The 20,569-nt window shown below is 59.1% G+C and carries 12 protein-coding genes; 4 read left to right on the forward strand and 8 right to left on the reverse strand.

Annotated elements, in window-relative coordinates; translation table 11 throughout:
- Positions 1–83 precede the first annotated feature (83 nt).
- From WNM05_RS08200 to WNM05_RS08215, 4 genes are read left to right on the forward strand one after another with little or no spacing between them, the layout of a single operon-like run.
- Complete coding sequence (locus WNM05_RS08200; RefSeq protein ID WP_434634064.1) at positions 84–1,583, forward strand: NADH-quinone oxidoreductase subunit L; 1,500 nt, start codon at positions 84–86, stop codon at positions 1,581–1,583.
- Positions 1,576–3,936, forward strand: coding sequence for a YbcC family protein (locus WNM05_RS08205; RefSeq protein ID WP_434634065.1), 2,361 nt, complete (start codon positions 1,576–1,578; stop codon positions 3,934–3,936). The genes WNM05_RS08200 and WNM05_RS08205 overlap by 8 nt, the downstream gene beginning before the upstream one ends.
- The gene (locus tag WNM05_RS08210) at positions 3,929–4,741 is read left to right on the forward strand and encodes a DUF6671 family protein (RefSeq protein ID WP_434634066.1); all 813 of its coding nucleotides are present in this window, start codon (positions 3,929–3,931) and stop codon (positions 4,739–4,741) included. Before WNM05_RS08205 ends, WNM05_RS08210 begins: the two co-directional genes overlap by 8 nt.
- Positions 4,742–4,754: 13 nt before the next feature.
- A complete protein-coding gene (locus WNM05_RS08215) occupies positions 4,755–5,732 on the forward strand; it encodes an L-threonylcarbamoyladenylate synthase (RefSeq protein ID WP_434634067.1) in 978 nt (325 codons plus the stop codon).
- A 382-nt stretch (positions 5,733–6,114) separates the two neighbouring features.
- Here WNM05_RS08215 and WNM05_RS08220 read toward each other — a convergent pair whose 3' ends face one another.
- The 8 genes from WNM05_RS08220 to WNM05_RS08255 form a co-directional block, all read right to left on the reverse strand.
- Positions 6,115–7,458, reverse strand: a complete 1,344-nt coding sequence (locus tag WNM05_RS08220; RefSeq protein WP_434634068.1) for a hypothetical protein — start codon at positions 7,456–7,458, stop codon at positions 6,115–6,117.
- A 472-nt stretch (positions 7,459–7,930) separates the two neighbouring features.
- Entirely contained in the window at positions 7,931–11,818 is a 3,888-nt protein-coding gene (locus tag WNM05_RS08225) for a hypothetical protein (protein ID WP_434634070.1), read from the reverse strand.
- A 122-nt stretch (positions 11,819–11,940) separates the two neighbouring features.
- Positions 11,941–14,658, reverse strand: a complete 2,718-nt coding sequence (locus WNM05_RS08230; RefSeq protein WP_434634072.1) for an AAA domain-containing protein — start codon at positions 14,656–14,658, stop codon at positions 11,941–11,943.
- A gap of 165 nt (positions 14,659–14,823) precedes the next feature.
- Positions 14,824–16,299 carry a UvrD-helicase domain-containing protein gene (locus tag WNM05_RS08235; RefSeq protein WP_434634073.1) on the reverse strand — a complete coding sequence of 492 codons (1,476 nt, stop codon included), beginning with the start codon at positions 16,297–16,299 and terminating at the stop codon, positions 14,824–14,826.
- Positions 16,235–17,968 (reverse strand): ATP-dependent nuclease, encoded by a 1,734-nt coding sequence (locus WNM05_RS08240; protein ID WP_434634075.1) that lies wholly within the window; start codon positions 17,966–17,968, stop codon positions 16,235–16,237. Before WNM05_RS08240 ends, WNM05_RS08235 begins: the two co-directional genes overlap by 65 nt.
- Positions 17,969–18,074: 106 nt before the next feature.
- Positions 18,075–18,557: a toll/interleukin-1 receptor domain-containing protein gene (locus WNM05_RS08245; protein ID WP_434634076.1), complete on the reverse strand. Its 483-nt coding sequence runs from the start codon at positions 18,555–18,557 to the stop codon at positions 18,075–18,077.
- Positions 18,558–19,690: 1,133 nt separating this feature from the next.
- Positions 19,691–20,110 carry an antitoxin Xre-like helix-turn-helix domain-containing protein gene (locus WNM05_RS08250; RefSeq protein WP_434634078.1) on the reverse strand — a complete coding sequence of 140 codons (420 nt, stop codon included), beginning with the start codon at positions 20,108–20,110 and terminating at the stop codon, positions 19,691–19,693.
- Between the two features lie 96 nt (positions 20,111–20,206).
- Complete coding sequence (locus WNM05_RS08255) at positions 20,207–20,419, reverse strand: hypothetical protein (RefSeq protein WP_434634081.1); 213 nt, start codon at positions 20,417–20,419, stop codon at positions 20,207–20,209.
- Between the last annotated feature and the right edge of the window lie 150 nt (positions 20,420–20,569).

Genomic DNA, 20,569 nt, shown 5'->3' on the forward strand with positions numbered 1-20,569 from the left:
TAGAATGAAAACTAATATTTAATCTATTTTACTGAACATACTCGATCAGGCAAAGTTCGCGCAGGAAAACAACGGAGCCCATCATGCCCCAAACCCTGCTCGCCGCGCTGCCATACGCCATCGCGCTGGCCTGGTTGCTGCCTGCCTTGTGGCCGGGCCGCGCGCTGCCGCGCCACTGGCAGGCAGCCGAAGTCGCCGCGATGGCCGGCGGCCTGCCGCTGCTTGCTCTGATCTTCCTGCCCACGGCCGCGCCGTGGTTCGCCGCCGCCTGGCTGATGCAGGCGCTGATCCAGTTGCTGGGCTGGATGGTGTTGCGCTACTCGCGCCGCTATATGCAAGGCGAGCCCGGCCAGGCGCGTTTTTTGCGCGCCATCGGCTGCCTGCTGGCGGCGGTGACGGTGGTGGTGCAAGCCAGCCATCTGTTGCTGATGGCGCTGGCCTGGATCGCCTGCAGCCTGGCCTTGCAGACGCTGCTCACCTTTTATCCCGGCCGCCCGGCGGCGCAACTTGCGGCCCGGCGCGAATGGCGCGCCAGCCGCCTGGCCGAATGCTTGTTGCTGGGCGCGCTGCCGTTGTGGGTCCTGGCCGGAGGCAGCCTCGGCCTGCAGTCCGGCGCGCCGCAGGCGCTGGCCGACGGCGCGCAGGGCTATGCGGCGGCGGCCGGCCTGCTGCTGGCGGCGGCAGTGGCGATCAAGACCGCCCAACTGCCTTTTCACGGCTGGCTGACCCAGGTGATGGAAGCGCCGACGCCGATTTCCGCGCTGCTGCACGCCGGGGTGGTCAATCTGGGCGGCATGGTGCTGATCAAGGCCGCGCCGCTGCTGCAAGCCGCGCCGCCGGCCAATATCCTGCTGATGCTGTGGGGCGGCGCCAGCGCGCTGCTGTGCTGCGTGGTGATGCTGACGCGCATCAGCATCAAGCTGCGCCTGGCCTGGTCCACTTGCGCGCAGATGGGCTTCATGCTGCTGGAAATCGGCATGGGCTGGTATTCGTTGGCCCTGCTGCATCTGCTGGCCCACTCCTTCTACAAGGCCCACGCCTTCCTGCTCGCCGGCGAAACGGCGCGCGACGGCGCGGCGCGGCGCATGCTGGGCGGGGAAGCGGCCGATGGCGTCCTCCCTCATCTGGCGCGCGGCCTGATCGCGGCCGCGCTGCTGGCCGCCTCGCAATGGCTGTGGCAGCGCTGGATCCCCGCTGCGGCCTTGCCGCCGCTGTTCTGGCTGGCGCTGGGCCTGGGCCTCGGCGCGCTGCTGCGCGGCGGGGCCGGCTGGCTGGCCGCGCTGGCCCTGAGCCAGTCCTATCTGCTGCTGCACGCGCTGGCGGCCCATATCCTGCCGCTGCATGGCCCGACGCCGCCGGACTGGGCGCAGGCCTTGCTGGCCGCGCTGTTTCTTCTCGTTTTTCTGCTGCAAGGCTGGCTGCTGCGCCATCCGCAAGGGGCGCTGGCGCGCCGGATCTATCCGCATGCCTTCGCCGGCTTCCACCTTGACGAATGGTGGTGCATGTTGGGCCGCCGTCTCCCGCGGCCGGCCGTTCCCCTGGCCCTGAATTGGCCTCGATTGCAGGAGAGCCGCCGTGACTGACAGCAAGGCCATAGACCAAGCGCTGGCCGCCATCGCCCCGGCCTGGCCGCTGGACAGCCTGGTGGCCAGCTCGCCCTACTGGGGCCTGCGCGAGCAGCGCTTCAGCGATGCCGCCGACACGCTGCGCCTGGTGGCGGATAGCCCGCTGCACCTGCCGCGCAGCGAATATCTGGCTGCCTGGCGCCGTGGCGAAATCAGCGCCGCGGCGCTGGAGACCGCGCTGTCGGAAACGGGCTGGACCGGCGGCGCGCAGGCCTGGCTGGACGCCGAGCCGCGCGATGTCGATCCTGTCCCGCCGCCGCGGCTGCTGGCCGCCTGCCATCGCGAAGCGGCGGGCCCGCTCGGCGCGCAAAGCTGGACCGATGTCGTCATCCAGCAGATCAGCCAGTATTGCGCGGCCTGGTTCGACCGCGACCAGGCCAACTGGCACCTCGACCATGAGCGCGGTTTTTACGCCGCCTGGCTGGAGCAGATGCGCCATCCTTACGGCCTGAGCGCCTTGCCGGAGCGGCGCGAACAGCTGCGCCTGCGCGCCGAGCGGCTGCCCGGCGACGCGGAGGCCATGCTGGCCGCCGGGCTGGCGCAGCTGCAAGCGGAAGCGGAGTGGCTGCGGCCCTGGCTGCAGGCGCTGCTGATGCGCAATAACGGCTGGGCGGCCTGGTGCGCCTATCTCGGCTGGCAGGCCGGGCTGAAAGGCGAAACCGACGCCCACCTGCGCCAGCTGCTGGCCATCCAGATGGCCTGGGAATGCCTGCTCGACGACGGCGCGCGCGGGCCGGACAGCGCCTGGGCGGCCTGGCGCCGCGATTGGGGGCTGCGCCTGCATGGCCGCGCCGACGCGCGCGCGCTGATCTGGCAGCGCGCGCATGAGCTGTCCTTGCATGCGCCGCTGGCCCAGGCGTTGTGCCGCGAATCCGCCGCCGAAGACGGTACCCGTCCGGCGATGCAAGCGGTGTTCTGCATAGACGTGCGTTCCGAACCGCTGCGCCGCGCGCTGGAGCAAACCGTTCCGGACAGCCGCACCTGCGGCTTCGCCGGCTTTTTCGGCCTGCCGCTGGCCTACCGCGTGCCGGGCAGCGATGTCGCCCAGCCGCGACTGCCGGTACTGCTGGCGCCGGGCTGGGAAGCGAGTGCGGCGCCCGCGTCCAAGCCATCTGCCGCGCGGCGAGGCTGGCGGGCCTTCCAGCGCTCGCCGCTGTCTGGGTTCGCCCTGGTGGAAAGCGCCGGCCTCGCCAAGCTGGCGGCGCTGGCCGGGCGCAGCAAGGCGCGCGGCCGTCAAGCCGCGCTGCCGCAGCTCGACCCCTGGCTGACGCCGGATAGCGCCAAGCCTGTGCCCCGGGACGGCCTGGGCCTGGATAAGCGCGCGGAAATCGTCTCCGGCCTGCTGCCGGCCATGGGCCTGGCCGGCGCGCTGGCCCCCTGGGTGTTGCTGGTCGGCCATGCCAGCCACGTCAGCAACAATCCGCAGGCGGCGGCGCTGCAATGCGGCGCCTGCGGCGGGCATGGCGGCCACCAGCATGTGCGCTTGCTGGCCGGCTGGCTCAATGATCCGGCGCTGCGCGAGCGGCTGGCGGCGTTGGGCCGGCCCATTCCCGCCGACACGGTATTCCTGCCCGCGCTGCATCTGACGCACAGCGACGAAATCCTGTTGCTGGACGCCGACACCCTGAGCGCGGACGCGCGCGCCCGTCTGCAGGGTCTGCAGGCGCAATTGCGGGCGGCGTCGGCGCTGGCGCGGCGGCGACGCGCGCCGCTGGTCGGCCTCGCGCCGGCAGCGGACGACGCCATCCTTCTGAAAAAAATGCGGCAGAAGGGAGACGACTGGGCGGAAACCCGGCCCGAATGGGGGCTGGCCGGCAATGCGCTGTTCATCGCCGCGCCGCGCGCCAAGACGCGCAAGCTGGACCTGGGCGGCCGCGCCTTCCTGCATGAATACGACTGGCGCGCCGACCCGGACGGCAAAGGGCTGCAGGCCATACTCGCCGCGCCCATGGTGGTGGCGCACTGGATCAATATGCAGTACTTCGCCTCCACGGCGGACCCGCGCCGCTTCGGCAGCGGCAACAAGCTGCTGCACAATGTGGTGGGCGGCCGCATCGGCGTGTTCGAAGGCAATAGCGGCGATTTGCGCATCGGCCTGGCCTGGCAGTCGCTGCACGACGGCCAACGCCTGCGCCACGCTCCGCTGCGGCTGGCCGCCTGCATAGACGCGCCGCCGGACAGGCTGGCGGAGGCGCTGGCGGCGCAGCCCGTCCCGCGCCAGCTGGCGGAAAACGGCTGGCTGCACCTGTATTGCGTGCACGGCGACAGACCGCTGCGCTGGCATGCCGATGGCGGGTGGCGACATGACTGAGCGCCGCGCCGCCTTGCTGACCCGTCACGGCAAGCATGCCGCCATTACGCCCGCGCTGGCCGGCATAGGCTGGGACCTGGCGCTGGTGGACAGCTTCGATACCGACAGCCTGGGCGCTTTCACCGGCGAGACGCCGCGCGCCGGCAGCCAGCTCGACGCCGCGCTGGCCAAGGCCAGGCTGGCTTGCGAACTCAGCGGCTTGCGCTATGGGCTGGGCAGCGAAGGCAGCTTCGGCGGCGACCCGTGGCTGGGCCGCTGCGGCTGGGCCACCGAACTATTGCTGTGCTGGGACGCGGAACGCCAATACGCGGTGGAGGCTTGGACGCGCGGACCGGAAACCAATTTCCGCCACTGGACGCTGAGCGATCTGGCGGCCTTGCCGGACATCCTGCGCCTGTCAGGCTTCCCGGCGCACGGCCTGATCGTCGGCCGGCCCGGCGAGGACGCCTTCCACAAGGAGCTGACCGGCGAAGCCGCGCTGCGCGCGCATCTGGCGCGGCATCTGGCAGACGACCCGCTGCATCTGGAGTGCGATATGCGCGCCCATCGCAATCCCACGCGGATGGCGATGATAGCGCGCTGCGCCGCCGCGCTGGCGGAACGGCTGGCCAGCGCCTGCCCGGATTGCGGCGCGCCCGGTTTCGGCGAGATCGCGCCGCTCCCCGGCGCGCCGTGCGAAGACTGCGGCGCGCCGACGCGCCAGGCCAGCGCGCGCCGCTGGCAATGCCCGTGCTGCCAGGCCACGCGCGAACAAACCTTGCAGGCGGCCGCCTCACCGCAATACTGCGATTACTGCAATCCCTGAACCTTGGAAAACCATGAAGTCGCTTAGCCCCACCCCCGAAGGACTGGATCAGGCCGCCGCGCTGCTGCGCGCCGGCGAGCTGGTCGCCGTGCCCACCGAAACCGTCTACGGACTGGCGGCCGACGCCACCCAGCCCGACGCCGTGGCCGCCATTTTCCGCGCCAAGAACCGGCCGGCCGATCACCCGTTGATCGTGCACCTGCCGGGCCTCGAGCAGCTGAACGAATGGGCGGCGCGCGTCCCCGACTGCGCCTGGCCGGTGATGGAGCGCTTCTGGCCCGGTCCGCTGACCCTGGTGCTGTCGGCAAGCGAAAAGGTGCCGGCCATCGTCAACGCCGGACAAGAAACGGTGGCGCTGCGCTGGTCCAGCCATCCGTTGCTGCAAGCGTTGTTGGACCGGCTGCAGCGGCCGGTGGCGGCGCCGTCGGCCAACCCGTTCTGCCGCATCAGCCCCACCACCGCCGACCATGTGCGCGCCAATATGGAAGGCCGCATCGCCGCCGTGGTGGACGGCGGCCCGTGCGCGGTGGGCATAGAATCCACCATTCTCGATCTCAGCGGCGCACGGCCGGCCATCCTGCGTCCCGGCGCCGTCACCGCCGCGATGCTGGCGCCTTACCTCGACCTGGCGGAAACCGCCGCGCCCGACGCGCCGCGCGTGCCGGGCAATCTGGCTTCGCATTACGCGCCGCGCCAGCCCTGCTACCGGCTGGAGGCCGCCGAAGCGGAGGAGAGGGCCGACGACGCCGGCTGGCGGCAGGCTGCGGTGCTGGCCATCGACGCGCCCGCCGCGCGCTGCGGCTGGTTCAAGCGCATGCCGAGCACACCGGAGGGCTATGCCCAGGGGCTGTACGCCGCGCTGCACGAGGCGGACGCCAGCGGTTGCCCATCGGTCTGGATCGTGCTGCCGCCCGACGAACCGGCCTGGCGCGCCGTGCGCGACCGGCTGCAACGCGCTGCGCGGCCGTTGGATGGCCGGCATGGCAGCTAAGGGCGTAGGCGCCGCTAGTAGGCGGTTTGTTGACGGCTGAAGGCGAGTTGCAATTTATTTGCCTCGAGTCGTCAATGACTTTGCCTCCCTACATACATGACCTGTAGGGAAGCAAAGTTAGTGAAAAAAGCCTTCCTTGTCTGGTAAGGCTTTTTTCATTTATGTATGAGTTGGCAGGGCTGTCTCCGTCGCAAATTTCCTGAAAAATTCTGACTTTTCAGCGCTGTTAGTGAAAAATCCTTGTGTGCGCCGTACTGCCGGTGTAGCAAACTTGATTGCCGCAGTCCAGGCTAGCGCTGCGCGTGTGCGCCCATCGCTATAGCTTTAGCCTCAAGCTTGTCTGAGCCTGCGGCAGAGCTAATGGTGCGTATTCTGGCGATCTTTAGCGGTTAACGAATAAAATGGAATCGCCAGGTGTAATAAAGAATTTACTAGCTTTTTTTGCCTGGTACAGTTTTTTCAGTTTTGCCATAAATGGATAAAACTGATCAAAGTAACTTATCGCATCAATGTCTAAGCGCTTCGGCATAGCGATAGGCGTGAAGTCCTCATTCAGAATGGCATCCATTAGTGTCAAGTCACTGAGGCTTAGCAAACCAACTGGAGAATTCTCCAATAAGGCCATGTTTGCGGCAATGCTGGCCGAAACAATCTCAAAGTCGGGCAGGTCGTGTCGTCGATTTTGAAGTAACCCAAGGTAGCAATTACGTTCGATTTGGGCCATGGCATCCATGAATTTAACATTGTCATCTTCCCAAAGTTGCCGAATTGCTTTGTTTGGTCTCGTTTTGAGCATGTTGATGTTTTCGGAATTTTCCATGGGGGTGCCCTTGCTGATCCACTCATGCATAAACAAGAGAGTTTTGAAAGCCACAACCGCTCGTGATGTCCCACGTTTCATGTCTAAGCTCAAAGCATCCCCTGCCTCTGTGGGAAGAAATCGCATCCGATCGCTTAATATGCTCAAGCTCAAGGCGTCTTGATTCATGGTGAATCGTGCCAATGCGGAGAAGAACACTAATAGCTCCCGCAGCGATAGCTCGGGAAAATGGAGCTTAGCTAGGTTAAGCAGAAGGGTGTATTCCGTTAGTGCCGGGTCGTGCAAATGTTCGTTGAACTCTTGATTTACATGCGCGTGGGCAACGATGCGTTCATTTTCATCTGGTATCTGGTCAATATCGCGAATTTTAGAAAGCACTTCATTGGCGGTTGCGTGGGCTTCGAACAAAGCCAGCATGCTCAATGGAATTTTGTGGCATTCAACCCCGTCACGATAGTAAATGACCACGATAATCGGGCCATAATCCGGGTGGATCATGAGGCCGTGGTTCATTGTGCATCCGGCCAAGCTTTCCCCATCCCTAACCAACAATGCCTTGTGCATTTCCAGCTCGGATGTGTTCAGCATGAATACGTTTAACGCCTGCTCGTGATCCTCTCCTAGATGAATCTTGTCGAGCAAAGCTGACTTACGAGCTGTGTATTCAAGCCCCCACAATGTCGTTGTAAGGTCTAGGAAGTGGGTAACTTCATGCACGAATAACGACTTAAGATCCCTAGCATTGATCCCTTCTTGTCCGCAAAAATCACTATGGTCGTTCAAGCAGTCCTCAATCCAGGTTTGGTGCGCCTGGGTGTACCGATTTATGCAAATTTGGTGTGAGAAGTAATCGAAATTGCCTTGTTCTTCATGGCTTGCGTTCAGAAGTGTTGTCGTATTTTTCATGTTGGCCGCTGTCGCGAATGCTTTGGACTTAACTAAGTAAGGTGTGGAGTTGACCCAATGCCATGGACGGTTGGTGGTTTGATTTTCAAATCATTTCAGGCTCTGCTGTCAGCTCTGCATGGACCTCATCTGTCGCATCAAACAGAGCGGCGTAACTCCTTTCGAAATTCATCGGCGAGAGATACCCCAGACCACTATAGCGGCGTCTGGGGTTGTACCGATGTCCCCCGCAGACAATCCTGCCCTATGAGTCGCCCCCGCTTTACTCGATTTCGTGTGGGCGGCAAGGCATCTAGAAAATGGCGATTCAGTAGGCAATATTCTACTTTATACCGAAACACATTCTACAGTCCCGGGAGTGTGAGCTGTCCAAATTAATTTCGACAAGTCGACCTGTAGCAGAGGCTAGCACTTATGTTTCAGACAGGCTATTTAATACGCTGCGAGAACTGGATTTAGACCAAGTTGTTGTTTACAGTACGACACAGTCTTTGGCAGACCATTGGGAAAAGACTCGATGAATGTGCCCGTAAGCCTGAAAAACTTGTTGTCTATCCTTGTTCGGAAGTACGTTGTACCCACTCATCTTCGTTAACCAGTCACGTTCGCCCCAGTTGCACCAGACAAGAACCTGTCTGGTTTCCTTGAGGTAGCGGCGAAGCAAGTCGGCTCGGATGTAGAGCAGCTTGTGCTTATCTCCGGACAAGCCTTCGCCCGCTTGTCTATAGAGCGTTGCCGGATGGCCGCTTGGATCGAAGAAGTCGATTTCGCGTTTGCAGCAGGAGAGACCAAGACGTTGGATCAGGCTTGGAGCGGGAATGTCAAAACCTGAGAAGGTGTTTTGCTCCGAGTGGTAGGATTCCCACCCAAAATGGATAGACGGCAGCTCAGCCCTAATACCGGGAATATGGCGGGTGGCAGGAATGACGAATTCACGGGCAGATGCTTCTTGGTTACCTATTGCCTCGCCTAACATTGAAGCTATCTCGACTACCAGAGATTGTTTTTCACCTGCACTGTAGTCACGCACGTACTCATCGAATGCCTCCGCCGTCTGGCGGCGGTATTCACCATTGCGTTTGAGAAGATGCCGGGCGAAGTTATGGCGGTGGCCCGGTTCTCCTGCGAACAGATAGTGCTCATCGCCTCCCCCTGGGATCTTATGATTTCCCGGATAGTCAATCGACAGGAATTTCGACCGGAGCGTGTCCACATCCTTCTTGGCCACGAACATCCCTCGTAGGAAGGCGAAAAGCTTGCGATCATGTTCTCTGTCTGTCCCTTGGACAAATCCTTCAACAAGTATCCATTCACCTGGGTGCCCGTTGATCTCGGGAACCACCAGTAGTGGGTGCCAGTTCGGAGTGAACCCGCCGGCAACCCAATCTTTCGTGTTTGCAGCAGGTGGGCCGAAGAGGTCAGGTAAGGGGGGCATCCAATCGGGGGGCACCTTGGGAAAAGTGGGATCTACACCGCAGTCGGCCGTCCGGTTACTCTGACGCCAATCCGGTAGTCTCCTGTTCGCATCGCGCTCTCCCCACATCTCGAAGTACGCGATCCAGGAGTACTTTTTCCCATAACGATCAACCTTGTGTTCGTCACGAGCATTCCAGGAGCTCTGGCCAATCTCGGACTCGATGTGCTTGAACCGATCACTCCTGTAGCCCAGATCGAAAATACGCCGCTCAATCTTCGCCCGAGTTCTTACATAGTCTGGTTTGCTTCCATCGTAGTTCGCTCTGTTTGGTATTAGGCCACCGATGGTGTAGTTACCGAAATCCATCTGGATGGAACCCTCAATGGCATTTGTGACCGAGTCATCAGGCGTTCCGTTGCTGGTAAATGGCGACGGGGTATTCGAGAATGGTCGACTGAGGTGGCCGACTGCCGTCTTCGGCAGTTTTACACACCCCGCTCGCTGGGCAACCTCAATGATGCCAAGCGCGTAGTCTCGCATGAGTGTGTGGTGCGTCGCGTGGCGAGCATGAGGTGCGAACATTTTCCGGTAAACCTTCTGAGCCAGATCTCCAAGTAGCGGCTGGAACGAAGCTGCATTTTTCGAATCGACCAGCGACAGTGCTGTGCCATAGGCGGCGGCAAGAACCCGCTCCGGTAGATATGGGTCGTTGAAGTCTAGGCATGTCACAACGTGCGAGAACAGCACGTCAGGGTGTTGCTCTCCAATCAGTACGAGAGCTTTGGTCGCGAGGTCTCGATCACTGCGAACGACTGTGGTCAGGACCAGGGAGAACAACACCACAAGTTCGGCTGCCGCATCGCGAGTCATGTTCACGGTGTCTAGTTTTTCTGCCCATGTCAGCAGCCGATGGATAGTGGGCGATGCGTATCTTCTTCGCAGATATTCGGACCAGTACAGGTCTCGGTCGACCATCGAGTAACTGGACAAATACTTGTATAGCCGTTGAGCATGGTAGGGATGGCTGGGTTTAGTCGCGACAGCCGCCAGCGCATCCACGACCCGCTCCCAAGACTCGGAACCGGCGTCCAAGTACTTGTTGATGACTGTCCGCGTGCCTTCTGTGAACGAGGTCGGATTTCTCCAGAACAAGCCCTCAATTAATGGCTCGAAGTACGCATTCAGATCTTGGGCGCCGGGTGGCAACGCAAAGAAGAGCTCACGGTGTCCGGGAGGCAGCTTATTTCCTACGCGTTCGGGGAATTCTGTAATCAAAGCTTGAGCCCAACCTGGCTCCGCATAATGGCCGAAGTTCCGATTGGTTAGCTGGAAGATGCTGCCGAGTGGGGATGAGTCAGCAAAGCTTCCCTTTATTGCCGCTGGCGACGACACATCTAGGTATGCCCTCAGCAGGTGCCTAGCTATCAAGTGATCGCTGAACCGCTGATAGGGTAAGCGGTACACTACTCGGGATCTGTACTGTTTAGATTTCGTCGAATACCAGATGACATCCTCTTCAATGAGCCCACTCGTGCGCATCGTCTCCAGAAGCTTACGTCGTTGAGCAGGTCGCAGTGCGGGGTAGCTCGCGGCGACGATTCGGTCCGCCTCTGCCGGGAAGACATAGCTGCGGAGTTTCGTTGCCATGCAAGGAGCGAAACCGGCAATCTGCTTGTCGGAGAACTGGTCACCCCCCTTTAGTAAGATCCAGCATCCCTTGTTATGCAGCCCGAACTCTTTCTCGATCGGCTGCCCAATGCGCTTGATAAATGACTCCAAGACGAACGTCATGCCACGTTGCCCAGAGGCGATACCTGCGAAGCCTTTTGCCAGCTTCTCGCCCGACAGGCTTTGCAACGATTGGCAAATGAGCTTCAGTGTGAGAGGGCGCGAGAACTCGTGATCCAACAGTGGAACTTCCGGCAGTGGCAACTTGTAGTATTCAAAGAAGGCAGCCTGCGCATCAAATTCCTGATCGTCGAAACCGTGGTGTTGAAGACGATGAAACTTCCCCAAGTCCGACTTGCCGACGGCTATGGCCTCGAATGGAGTCCGGCATGTTACGACCAACCCTATATTCGGATGCTTGGCGACGAGCGAGAGTAGGGTAGCAATCGCCAGTTGCCATTCGCGTCGACGTCCCTCATTGACGCCATCAACGATAAAAACAGTTCGTCCCCGTACCCCTTGACCGATATCCTCCAGCCCCGCGAACGTGTCTTCAACCGAAGTCACCTCTCCGAGGCGTGCGCAAATATCTGCAAGCACGTTGCCTTCGAAGTTCTTCGCGAGGACTAAGGCTGTGGGGGCTTCACGGGTAAGACGTTCACTGGTGACATCGCATAGCAGATGCGTCTTGCCTGTTCCCCACTCACCACTAATCAGAAGGACCGGATCGAAGAGTAACTTGAATGAGGAGCTGGCCGCGTATTCAGCCTCATCGCGGACAACACGTGTACAACGGTTAAGCGAATTTATGTTTCCGCGCACGGAGCTGCGTGCAGAAGAGTAGCCCCCAGCGTCGGGGCCAAGCTTGGCTTCCTCTGCTCGCCAATAGGCGACATCATCGATCAAGTAGGCGTCGATTTGTGACAGCCTAGCTATCCATTCATCGGCTGCAGCGGCATCGCGAGAACGCAGACGGTTCATCATCACCGGCAATGATGCACTCGCAGCGACAACCAACTGCTCGATTTCTGCCGATCTTTGGCTATGTTGTTTGGCATTCTGCCAAGCTTCGGTGAATTCGTTGAGGACAGAAAGGAAGCGTGTTCGCGCTTCATCACCACATGCGATGTTGTTGATGGCAATGGACAAGTCTGCAATTCGAAGATTTGGCGCGCTAGGGTCAATACCGGGCGTATACCTTTGCCCTGCCTGATATATTTGATCGCGGCAAAGGTTGGTCAGCAAGACTAAAAGTGTTTTCGGATCAAAGGACATGGATTGCAATTTAGAAACTGAAATTTATAACTATTGAGGTCAGATTGAATCGCTCTCGCCCCCTAGAGCTCGTGAGGACTGACAAGGTATCTAGGAAAGCGGGGGTGATTTGACGTTCCCCGTTATTGAGTAGCACTCGCCCATTGCGCGAGAAAGCCATCAATCTTTTCTTCGATGTGGCTTTCTACGGTCCGCAGGCGCAGGATGGGAATATTGCTCTTTGTCAGGATGCTGTTCTTCAAGGCATCGCGCATCGCCTGCTCTGGCCTGTCGTGAGAGCCACCGTCCACTTCAATCACCCCCAGCGGGGTTTTACCCACCTTGAAATACACTACGAAATCGCAGCTGGCGCGGTTGCGCATGAACGCCAGCTCGCGCTTCGTTAAAGCCGGGTTGATCGAAGAGGTGACCTGGTTCAGCCGGACTTGGGCGTGGTATGTCAATGTTCGGTATGGCTCCTCGGATAGAGCCTCTCGCAACAGTTGCGCCACGATTTGCTCGGATTGGAAGCGCGAGTCTTCGGGGCGCAGCCTGGCCTGGAGTCGCGCCAGGGACTGGTCAAATTCCCGGTACAGCAGATCAAACGCTGATACCACCGGGGCCCGCGCAATTTGTCCATCCTCCGCGTAATACTCCACATAGCGAATCAAGGCCGCGATATGGCCGTTGTTTGCCGTGAAAACCTCATCACCGGTCACCAGGGTGAATCGGCTCTTGGCCCGCGACACTGCTACATTGACCATGCGCGGGTCATCGACAAAATCCAGTCGTTCCTGATTGTGGCGCTTCTTGTCCAGCACGGTGGAGAAGACGATTTCGTCACACTCCCTGCCCTGGAACTTGTGAACGGTATCTTTGACGAAATCCGCGGGCAGGCAGGAGCCGGAGAGCTTGACCTGTGCCCTGAAGGGGGAAATGAAACCGCGGCCGTCCTTGTCCAGCTCGATGGGCTCGCCTTCGCCGTCCAACACCTTGAGCAAGGAATCTAGTTCTCGCTGATTGGTGTTTTTCCGGGTGTGGTTGCCCTTGGCGGTCAGCACCAGCCGCAGGGGAGCTTCGCTCTTGTCCTGGGTCATTGGGATCAATTCATTGTCATAGAATTGCTGGTTGCAGAACTGGATGATCCTGGGATGGCAGCGGTAGTGCTCTTTTAGCAAAGTCCTGGGTACCGCATCCTGGAACACTGCGATGCAGGAATCCAGCAGGCTGTATCGCTCGCAATCATAGGCGTCGGCGGGGGCTGGCAGGTCCAGCTTCACGGGAATGTGCGCCAGCTGTCGACTGTCGCCGACGACTATCAGGTTTTTTGCACAACCCAGCGCCAGAATGCCAGGCACGATGTCCTGCTGTGAGGCCTCGTCGATGATCACGTAATCGAGGATCGCTCCTGGCGCGATCGAGTTGACGATGGAGTGCGTGCCGCTGCCGATAATCGGAAAGCGCTTCACGAAGTCATCGAAATGATTCCGGTATGTTTTTGTGTCGAAGGTATCTGATGCTCGGTCTGGAGTATGCAGATGCTGCTTCAGATAGCACATTGAATTTACCGTCAATGCTTGCAGCAGGGCAGTGAAATTCCCGCGCGCCAGCGATTCGCGGCAGGTCTGCAAAGCCGCTTCCTTGTCTCTTAGCGCCTTGTCGTAGTAATGCATCTGCAGGGCATGAAAGAAGGACAGGCGAGCATCGCGCTGGGCGAAGGGCTTGCTGCGGAAAATCTTGAAGTTGAATAGCAATTCAAAGCGGTCCCTGAGCCGGACGCGCTGTTCGCCAAGATGGGATAGATAAGCCATCAGGTCCGCCGTTTTGCGCGGGGACAAGCCGTATTTGTCCAAGGGGACTGATATGGGGACTCCGCTGTCTTCCTGCCATTGTTGCAGATAGCGCCGCTCGATGTTCAGCTCGTCGATTTCCGCCTGTAGCTGGGCCGCCCGGTTGTGATCGTGCAAGTGTTGTTTCAAGCGCGCCAGCATCTCCTGGATCTCGGCCATCTCCGGTGCAGCCTCGGGTTCAGCTGACGGCCAGGGAGGCAGCTTGGTAAAGAAGTTGTCCCGGTTCTCCTGACTGCCGAGTTTGGCAACCAGGTGGTCAAGGCTGAACTTTTCCAGCTTGTTGTAGACGTTTTCCACCGCCGCATTATTGTTGGACAGCACCGCGACTGTTTTTCCGCGCAGCAGGATATTGGCGAGAATGTTGAGGATGGTTTGCGTCTTGCCGGTACCAGGCGGGCCCTCGATCACGCTGATCTGGGCGCTGAAAGCCTGTTCAACCGCCGCGAGCTGGCTTTCATTCACACCAAACGGATAGATCAGTCCTTCGCCCGGCACCTGTTTCCCATTCTGCCTCGTGCAATAGGCATACAAGGCGGTATCGGCGCAGGCGGGCAGCTTTTCCAGTTGGCGCACGACATTGGCCGCGATGGATTGTTGGTCCGATGAGCTGGCGCGGTCCCGCCGGGCATTCGCAACGGTTGCAAAGTAGCGAAAGACCGAGCTTTCCTTTATCGCGGTCTGTGCGACAAAGCTGATGCTGTCCAACTTGTGCAGATAGGGCTTGGCCGTGCCCGGATAGTAGACAAGGACATAGCGCTCGCCGTAGATCATCGCTTTTTCTATAGGCTTGACGATGCTACCGTTGCGCTTCTTCAGCAGCATCTCGCCCAGCTCCCGGGTAGGCACTATGCGGCAATCGCTGAGCGGGCGTGTGTAGGTTTTCTTGGATGGAAAATGGCAGGTCAACTGCAGAGCTTCGTCTTTTTTACTCCAGGCAATTGTCCAGTCGCTGATTTGAGCGGTCTTGTCCTCGCCATCTACATGGATAGAAACCATACGTCCCTTATTCATCTTCGAACGGTCTCTAAATTTGTCCTAGTGTCAAACATCGAGTACCGCTATGCCTTGAATAAGGTATTATGATGGAATTAATGCCAATTGAGTTTAATTGTCTGTTGCCTGCCAGGCACCATCAGTGATGTGCTACTCAATACCGGGGGGACATCGGAACGTTCATTAGCGGCCTGCGGCGGGCGTTAGCCAAGGCGTCGAAGAACAAACTACGACTCGCCTTGCACCTCGCGTGAGAGCCACGTAGAGGTGCTGCGCAGTCATGCGCTCGGGTTCAAGAATGACCGCGACGTCAGCTTCGAGCCCTTTCAGGAGCAGCGTGCTTCCAACAGCGCGCCGGCCCAACGGTCGCCCCAAATGACGGTTTCGTTCGCGGGCCTGCATCGCTGCACCAACGAACCCACCTTCCCCCCCGGCAGCCCTTAGCGCTGAGATACAACAATGCAGAACTTCCGGTCGGTAGATACGCGCACCGTTTTGGTCTGCGAGTGACTGGAGTAGGTCAATTGAGGTCGTGTGGCTGGGAGCTGCCACGAACGCCACGGCAGCGGCTTCAGCAGGTGTTACGGGCGTGCGGGCTCGGCCGCCTCGTATCGTTTCGACTCGCGTGAGCAAGTTTGCAGTACCCACCCCGGTCATCAGTGAAGTCGCGAACTCGGCAAGTTGTCGCAGTGCGTTGGGACTCGCCAAATCGAATTGGCGGGCAAAATTCACCAGGTCTTTAAGGTCGACCGCCTCGACGGAAGTGGCGCCCGGCGTCTGCATGGTGAGTTGATGGCGGCCATTGACATTCATGGAGTCGCCAATGATGAGAACGTGGCCGTCTCGGTTTGGCGCTTCCGTCCGGGCGGCCACGAGTCGCTGCTGTACTTCCATGCCTTGGGTCAGTTGAACCCACTGGACACCCTCTGGTGCTCCGCGCAGGTCCAAAGACCGACCCGCCTGCAATGATGCTCGGGCTTGAAGTAGCCAGGCACCCAGTGCGTCCATGCCTGAGAGGCACCATCGCCAAGGGGTCTGCAGCGCACCGATGGGCGGGAACGCAGCCTGTGCGTCACGCTCCCAGTGGACCAGTGGGTCGCGGAAGCCGAATATCGCCTGCATCGGGTCCCCAAGGATGCAAGTGGGCAGTGTCTGCGCGATGGAACAGACGATGGCGTGCTGCGCGATGTTGCAGTCCTGATACTCGTCCACCAGCAAGCGCGAATAAGTCGAGGCAATAGGGTCTGCGATGTGACCTGCCTGTAGGAGCCCGTGTACGGCGCTTCGAATGGCCGGGTAGTCGGCGTTCGGGTTGGCCAGTTCGAGAACGCGCGCGTTGAGGCCCGCGCGCAGCGGAAACTTGGCCGCTAGCCGCATCGCGAAACCGTCGATGGTCGACACCCTGTACGCTGAACTCGGGACGCCACCACGCTGGAGCCTCGCGCGTAGAGCCGTGACTCCAGCGTTGGTGTGCGTCAGCACCAAGACTGGCTTGTTGTCGGTGTGCTGACTCAGGGAGTCCGCGATGAGCTGGGTCTTGCCACATCCAGCTGGGGCGGTAACTGAGCCTAGGCGCGCCTGAAAGATGTCGATTTCAGGCGGTGGCACTCGTCCACCTCCAGAGTTGGTTCGTGATTTCGACGAAACCCGGCTCTGCATTCGCAATGTGAGGGCCAACGATGTCCCTAGCGATTTCTTGGAAGCAGCTCACTGACTTGAACCAGCCGTTTCTGTTATTGCGAGCGACGAGTCCGAGCAATGCGCGACTTTCAGGTGTGTAACCGCCAATCAACTCTTCGGCCTCTATGGCATCCAAGGTGACTTGTCCGTTCGACTTCGACTTGATGTGCTCAGCCATGAGCTCGCGGCCGACCATCGCGTCCGCCTTGTTCAGCAGTGCGTGCACCGCGTCATTGCTTGAATAGCGGAATAGCTCGTCCTCGAGTGCCAAGCCGGGCCGCCACGTAACGTATTGGCCACCGGCTGCAACAAATCTTTCTACGAGACCAGCGGTCGAAATAGGCTTGTCCGCATCGACGAAGACGAGGACACGGTAGCCCAACTTGAGAAACGCCTCTCCCCTCGTGAAGCATTGGTCGGGACTTCCTCCGCCTGCATCCACGTATGAGCCCCCGTGGGCCAAGAATGATATCGCGCCACATTGGACCCACCATTGATCCATCCCGCGAGCGAAGCCGACCTCGCTGGCACCTTCACAGACGATGACGGACTTGGAGAGGAATGCCTCGGGTGCCTTGCGCAAAGTACCCTGAATGTCATCAACAATATGAGCGCATGTCGCTGAGTGGATACCCGAATGTTGACGCACGACGAAAAGTTGGTTGGCATTCAGCTCCTTGAGAGTTACCGGTGAGTGCGTGGTCATGAAGACTTGCAGCGGCTGGGTCGTGTCCTTCGCCCCAAGTGAGTCGAGCAGTCGCATGAGCCGGTGAGGCTCAAGTCCGTACTCGACTTCATCCACTAAGGCGACGGTGGCCGCCGCCGCCGCCGCCCTTTGCAACCCTGCGACAAGGAGCCGCCCCGAGCCGGTACCTAGCGACCGCAGAGGGATACCGGCTTCGCTGTGGAGCGCAATAGCACCATCGCTAATCGATACCGAGTGAGCATCAAGTAGCGCCTGAGCTCTTACACCGACGGCTACGCCCAGATTGGTAGCTGTCTGGGTGACTACTTGCAGGGTTTGGGTGAGTTGAGGGCCCGCTTGCTCTCCAAAGGTGGCCCGGGCGGCGCGTGCCGCACCGGCCAGTTCCGAGCCAAGGTTCGCGTGCTCTTCCGTGAGCCGGTTCAACACTGAGCCCCTTGCCCAGGAAAGACTCGTGTTCGCGTAGGTGCCAATACGGGCAGGTGCCAGGAGACTGCGATCCTTCCAGGCCAGAGACCGTTCCAGTTGTAGCTGGGCAGCTCGCTCGGAATAAAGCACCCAACTTGGCTCGAGGTCATCCTTGACTTCGAGCTTCAGTGTCAAAACCGTTTCTATGCCTGTGCGCGGCTCGTCTTCCAGCAACCCGGTACCTAGGTCAAATCCGCGAAGGAACTCTCCGTAGGTGTCGATGTTCTTCAGCGCGTCGGGTAGTGCGCCGAGCGTGACCGCAATCACGATGGTCCGGGTGACGTCCAAACCGAAGAAATCTGTGTCGCCGAAAGGTGCGCTCCTCCGCGCACCAAGGCACAGGTCGATGGCATCGAGGATGGTTGACTTACCGCTGTCCCCCGGGCCAATAAGGCAGTTCACGCCATTGGATGGTGTCCAATCAAGTGTCTGTATTGAGCGGAAATTGCGAATTTCAAGGCGACGAATACGCGTCATTTTCCCTCTCAAGTCATCCCGGTAAATATCTCAAAGTGATGGAAAGCTGCCGAAGGTATGCCCAGACACTTGTCGGACAGGCAACGCGACCGAGTGGGCAATAAAGCTAGACAGCAACTAACTCGGCGATTTTTGCCGCGACCACCAACATTGAATCTTCCGCAGTGTCCAGGCCGCTGCGAGAGGCGAGCAAAGGGCTGACATTGCGGAGGGCTTCATACGTCGTGTTGTGCACGATGGGAACGAGTTGGTTGCCTGCGAGGAGTGCCGAAAGTTCTTTGTCGGCGACTCCCTCTTTTGGGAGGCGAGCCAACAGCGCAGGGGTCACCAGCACAAGCCCGATTCGTGAATTCGCTAAGCCCTTGTCGATAGCGCGCATCATCGGCACACCGAGGCCAAGGTCCTTCTCGCTGAACCAAACTTTGACACCTGCCGCCTCGAGCAAATCGTGTAGGTCCTTGGCTGGTCCCTGACGGTCATCCCAGGCGTGGCACAGAAAGACGTCACGAAGGTCAGGTTGTGCCGCTGCTCGCGTCTCAACGGTTTGGCGGATTGGTGTGAGGGACTGTACTTGGGCAAGCGTGTACAACACAGACGAACCTGCTTTCGACCAGCGTGGCTTTGAACTGCTGCTGGACCTACCACTACTGGCTCCACCACTGCTGCTATAGCGGCCCCCTGACGAGGAGTAGGACGGACTGTAGCCGCCATAGCTTCTTCTGTGACGGCATGCAGGGCAGGCTGCGGCCGCGGCCGCTGAGCTGTGTCCACGTACTGGAGCTGTGCATTGAGCCATGTCGCAATCCTTAAGTTTGTAATTGTTACTTCAAGTGGAGGGTCGTTAAGCAGCCGCTTAAAGCTTATCGTGGCTTGCACGAAATCACAACATATAGCTTATTAATCAATGAGCAACGCAAATTATAGTATTGCGGCACATCAACAACAAGTCTTGACGCCGAGCCAATAACGCGAAAACCCCGCCGCTATTAGCTTAGCGGGGCAAAGAAAAAAAATGTGCAAATTGGGACAGCCGTCGCCGGTAAGGCTGCAAGCCTGATGTGGCAGGGGTTCGAAGCTAGAGTGGATTTGCCACAAGATATTGTGTCTGGTGGTCTGTTGCGTGGTTACGACACTTGCATGGCTGATAGAAAATAGCTGTCACTGGTGACAGCGCAATTGAGTGGCGAGTCAAAACATTTTGATTATCGACCGCATTTATTGCCCTCCAATGAGCTCGTCGAATAGTTCCTTCACTTTCGCTTTTGCCTCCGCCAGGGCAATCTAATCTTGTTCCGTGCTCTCATACTCTCTGGATGCCTTGCGCCAGATCTTCGTCAATGTACTTGGCGAGGACTTTTTCAGGTAGCTGGTGGCGTATTCGAAGTGCAGGTGATGAGGCCGGGACATAGGTGCTGGGCGTAGTGAATCAGGTCATACAGCCAGGATGATCAGGAGCAATGCTCAATGGCTACTCTACCGTAGCGGGTACGAGAGAAATATTTCAGCGCCTATCTGCGCGGCTATGCGAATGGGTATATCGTTGGGTACCAAAAAGGTATGAAGGCAACGATTCGAAAAGTAGCGTTGGCTATGGTGAAAGAAGGTATTGATCAAGAGCGTATTATCAAATATACCGGGCTCAGCAAGGATGAGCTGGATAAGCTTGTCTAGATGGGAGGCTGAGATTCATGAGGTGTCCTGGTATACAGGGGCGATTCAGTCTTAGACTGGCAAACCATGCTCAATGGACGCAAGAATTCGTCGCGCCAGTCCGCCTCCTAATTCCGTATCCATTAGGGAGAGCGGGGATGCGCTCAGCGTGATGTTGTGTTGCTGGAGCCAGATTCCGGCCAGTTTCTTGTTTCCCAGAATGCCTTCAGCTACGCGGGCAATCCTCATGGTGCGAAGCAGTTTTTCGCTGGTCGGTGGGTCTAGCAGGCGCTGCCGGCTGATCCGGTGCCAGGCTCGTTGTGGCGATAGACCGAGTACCAAGCATAGATGTTCGATGGGGATGCCAAATTCCTGGCTGACGGCGTGCATGGCTGTGGCGGGTAGTCCTTGACGGATCATCTTGATTTGGGTGTTCGTGGAGAGATCCAGCCACGCCGTGGTCGCTGCGGCACTTGTTGAAGGGTATCCCATGTTCCTTTCCTCTTTCGGGCCGCTAACTAGATCACTGATCCTATGTTGCGTCACCATGCTGTACTACTTGTACTATCTGTATCGGCGTGCCTTGGCTCAGGTACTTGGCGAGGTTTTGTTAGTGGCTCTTACTTTGGGTGTCGAGCGCTGCAGCAGAGTGGCGCGTTTGAGGGCAAAGTAGCGCTTGGCCTCTTCATGTGGGGTATCGGGACGGGGATCATCCAGAGCCGCCTGGACGGCTTGGCGAACGTACTCGTTATAAGCAGTCGCAGACTTGAGCGTGGGAAAGATGGGTTCAAGTTTGGGCATGGCGTCTTCTCATTACTCTCCATTTTGAGTGTATTCCAAAAGGGGTCTTGCATGGCAGCGTAAATCAAATTTACAGCGCATCGCAGGGCTTGTGGCGTAGATATTGAGCATATATGTCATTTTTGATTGGACTGTTCTAGTCCAAGTGGG

Source organism: Chromobacterium sp. CV08 (assembly GCF_051129845.1).
Classification (GTDB): domain Bacteria; phylum Pseudomonadota; class Gammaproteobacteria; order Burkholderiales; family Chromobacteriaceae; genus Chromobacterium.

Excerpts from the sequence above, each read along its gene's own strand:
- WNM05_RS08225 (WP_434634070.1), bottom strand. The coding sequence starts at position 11,818 with ATGTCCTTTGATCCGAAAACACTTTTAGTCTTGCTGACCAACCTTTGC.
- WNM05_RS08215 (WP_434634067.1), top strand. The coding sequence starts at position 4,755 with ATGAAGTCGCTTAGCCCCACCCCCGAAGGACTGGATCAGGCCGCCGCG.
- WNM05_RS08250 (WP_434634078.1), bottom strand. The coding sequence starts at position 20,110 with ATGGGATACCCTTCAACAAGTGCCGCAGCGACCACGGCGTGGCTGGAT.
- WNM05_RS08230 (WP_434634072.1), bottom strand. The coding sequence starts at position 14,658 with ATGAATAAGGGACGTATGGTTTCTATCCATGTAGATGGCGAGGACAAG.
- WNM05_RS08240 (WP_434634075.1), bottom strand. The coding sequence starts at position 17,968 with ATGACGCGTATTCGTCGCCTTGAAATTCGCAATTTCCGCTCAATACAG.
- WNM05_RS08255 (WP_434634081.1), bottom strand. The coding sequence starts at position 20,419 with ATGCCCAAACTTGAACCCATCTTTCCCACGCTCAAGTCTGCGACTGCT.
- WNM05_RS08210 (WP_434634066.1), top strand. The coding sequence starts at position 3,929 with ATGACTGAGCGCCGCGCCGCCTTGCTGACCCGTCACGGCAAGCATGCC.
- WNM05_RS08200 (WP_434634064.1), top strand. The coding sequence starts at position 84 with ATGCCCCAAACCCTGCTCGCCGCGCTGCCATACGCCATCGCGCTGGCC.
- WNM05_RS08220 (WP_434634068.1), bottom strand. The coding sequence starts at position 7,458 with ATGAAAAATACGACAACACTTCTGAACGCAAGCCATGAAGAACAAGGC.
- WNM05_RS08235 (WP_434634073.1), bottom strand. The coding sequence starts at position 16,299 with ATGCAGAGCCGGGTTTCGTCGAAATCACGAACCAACTCTGGAGGTGGA.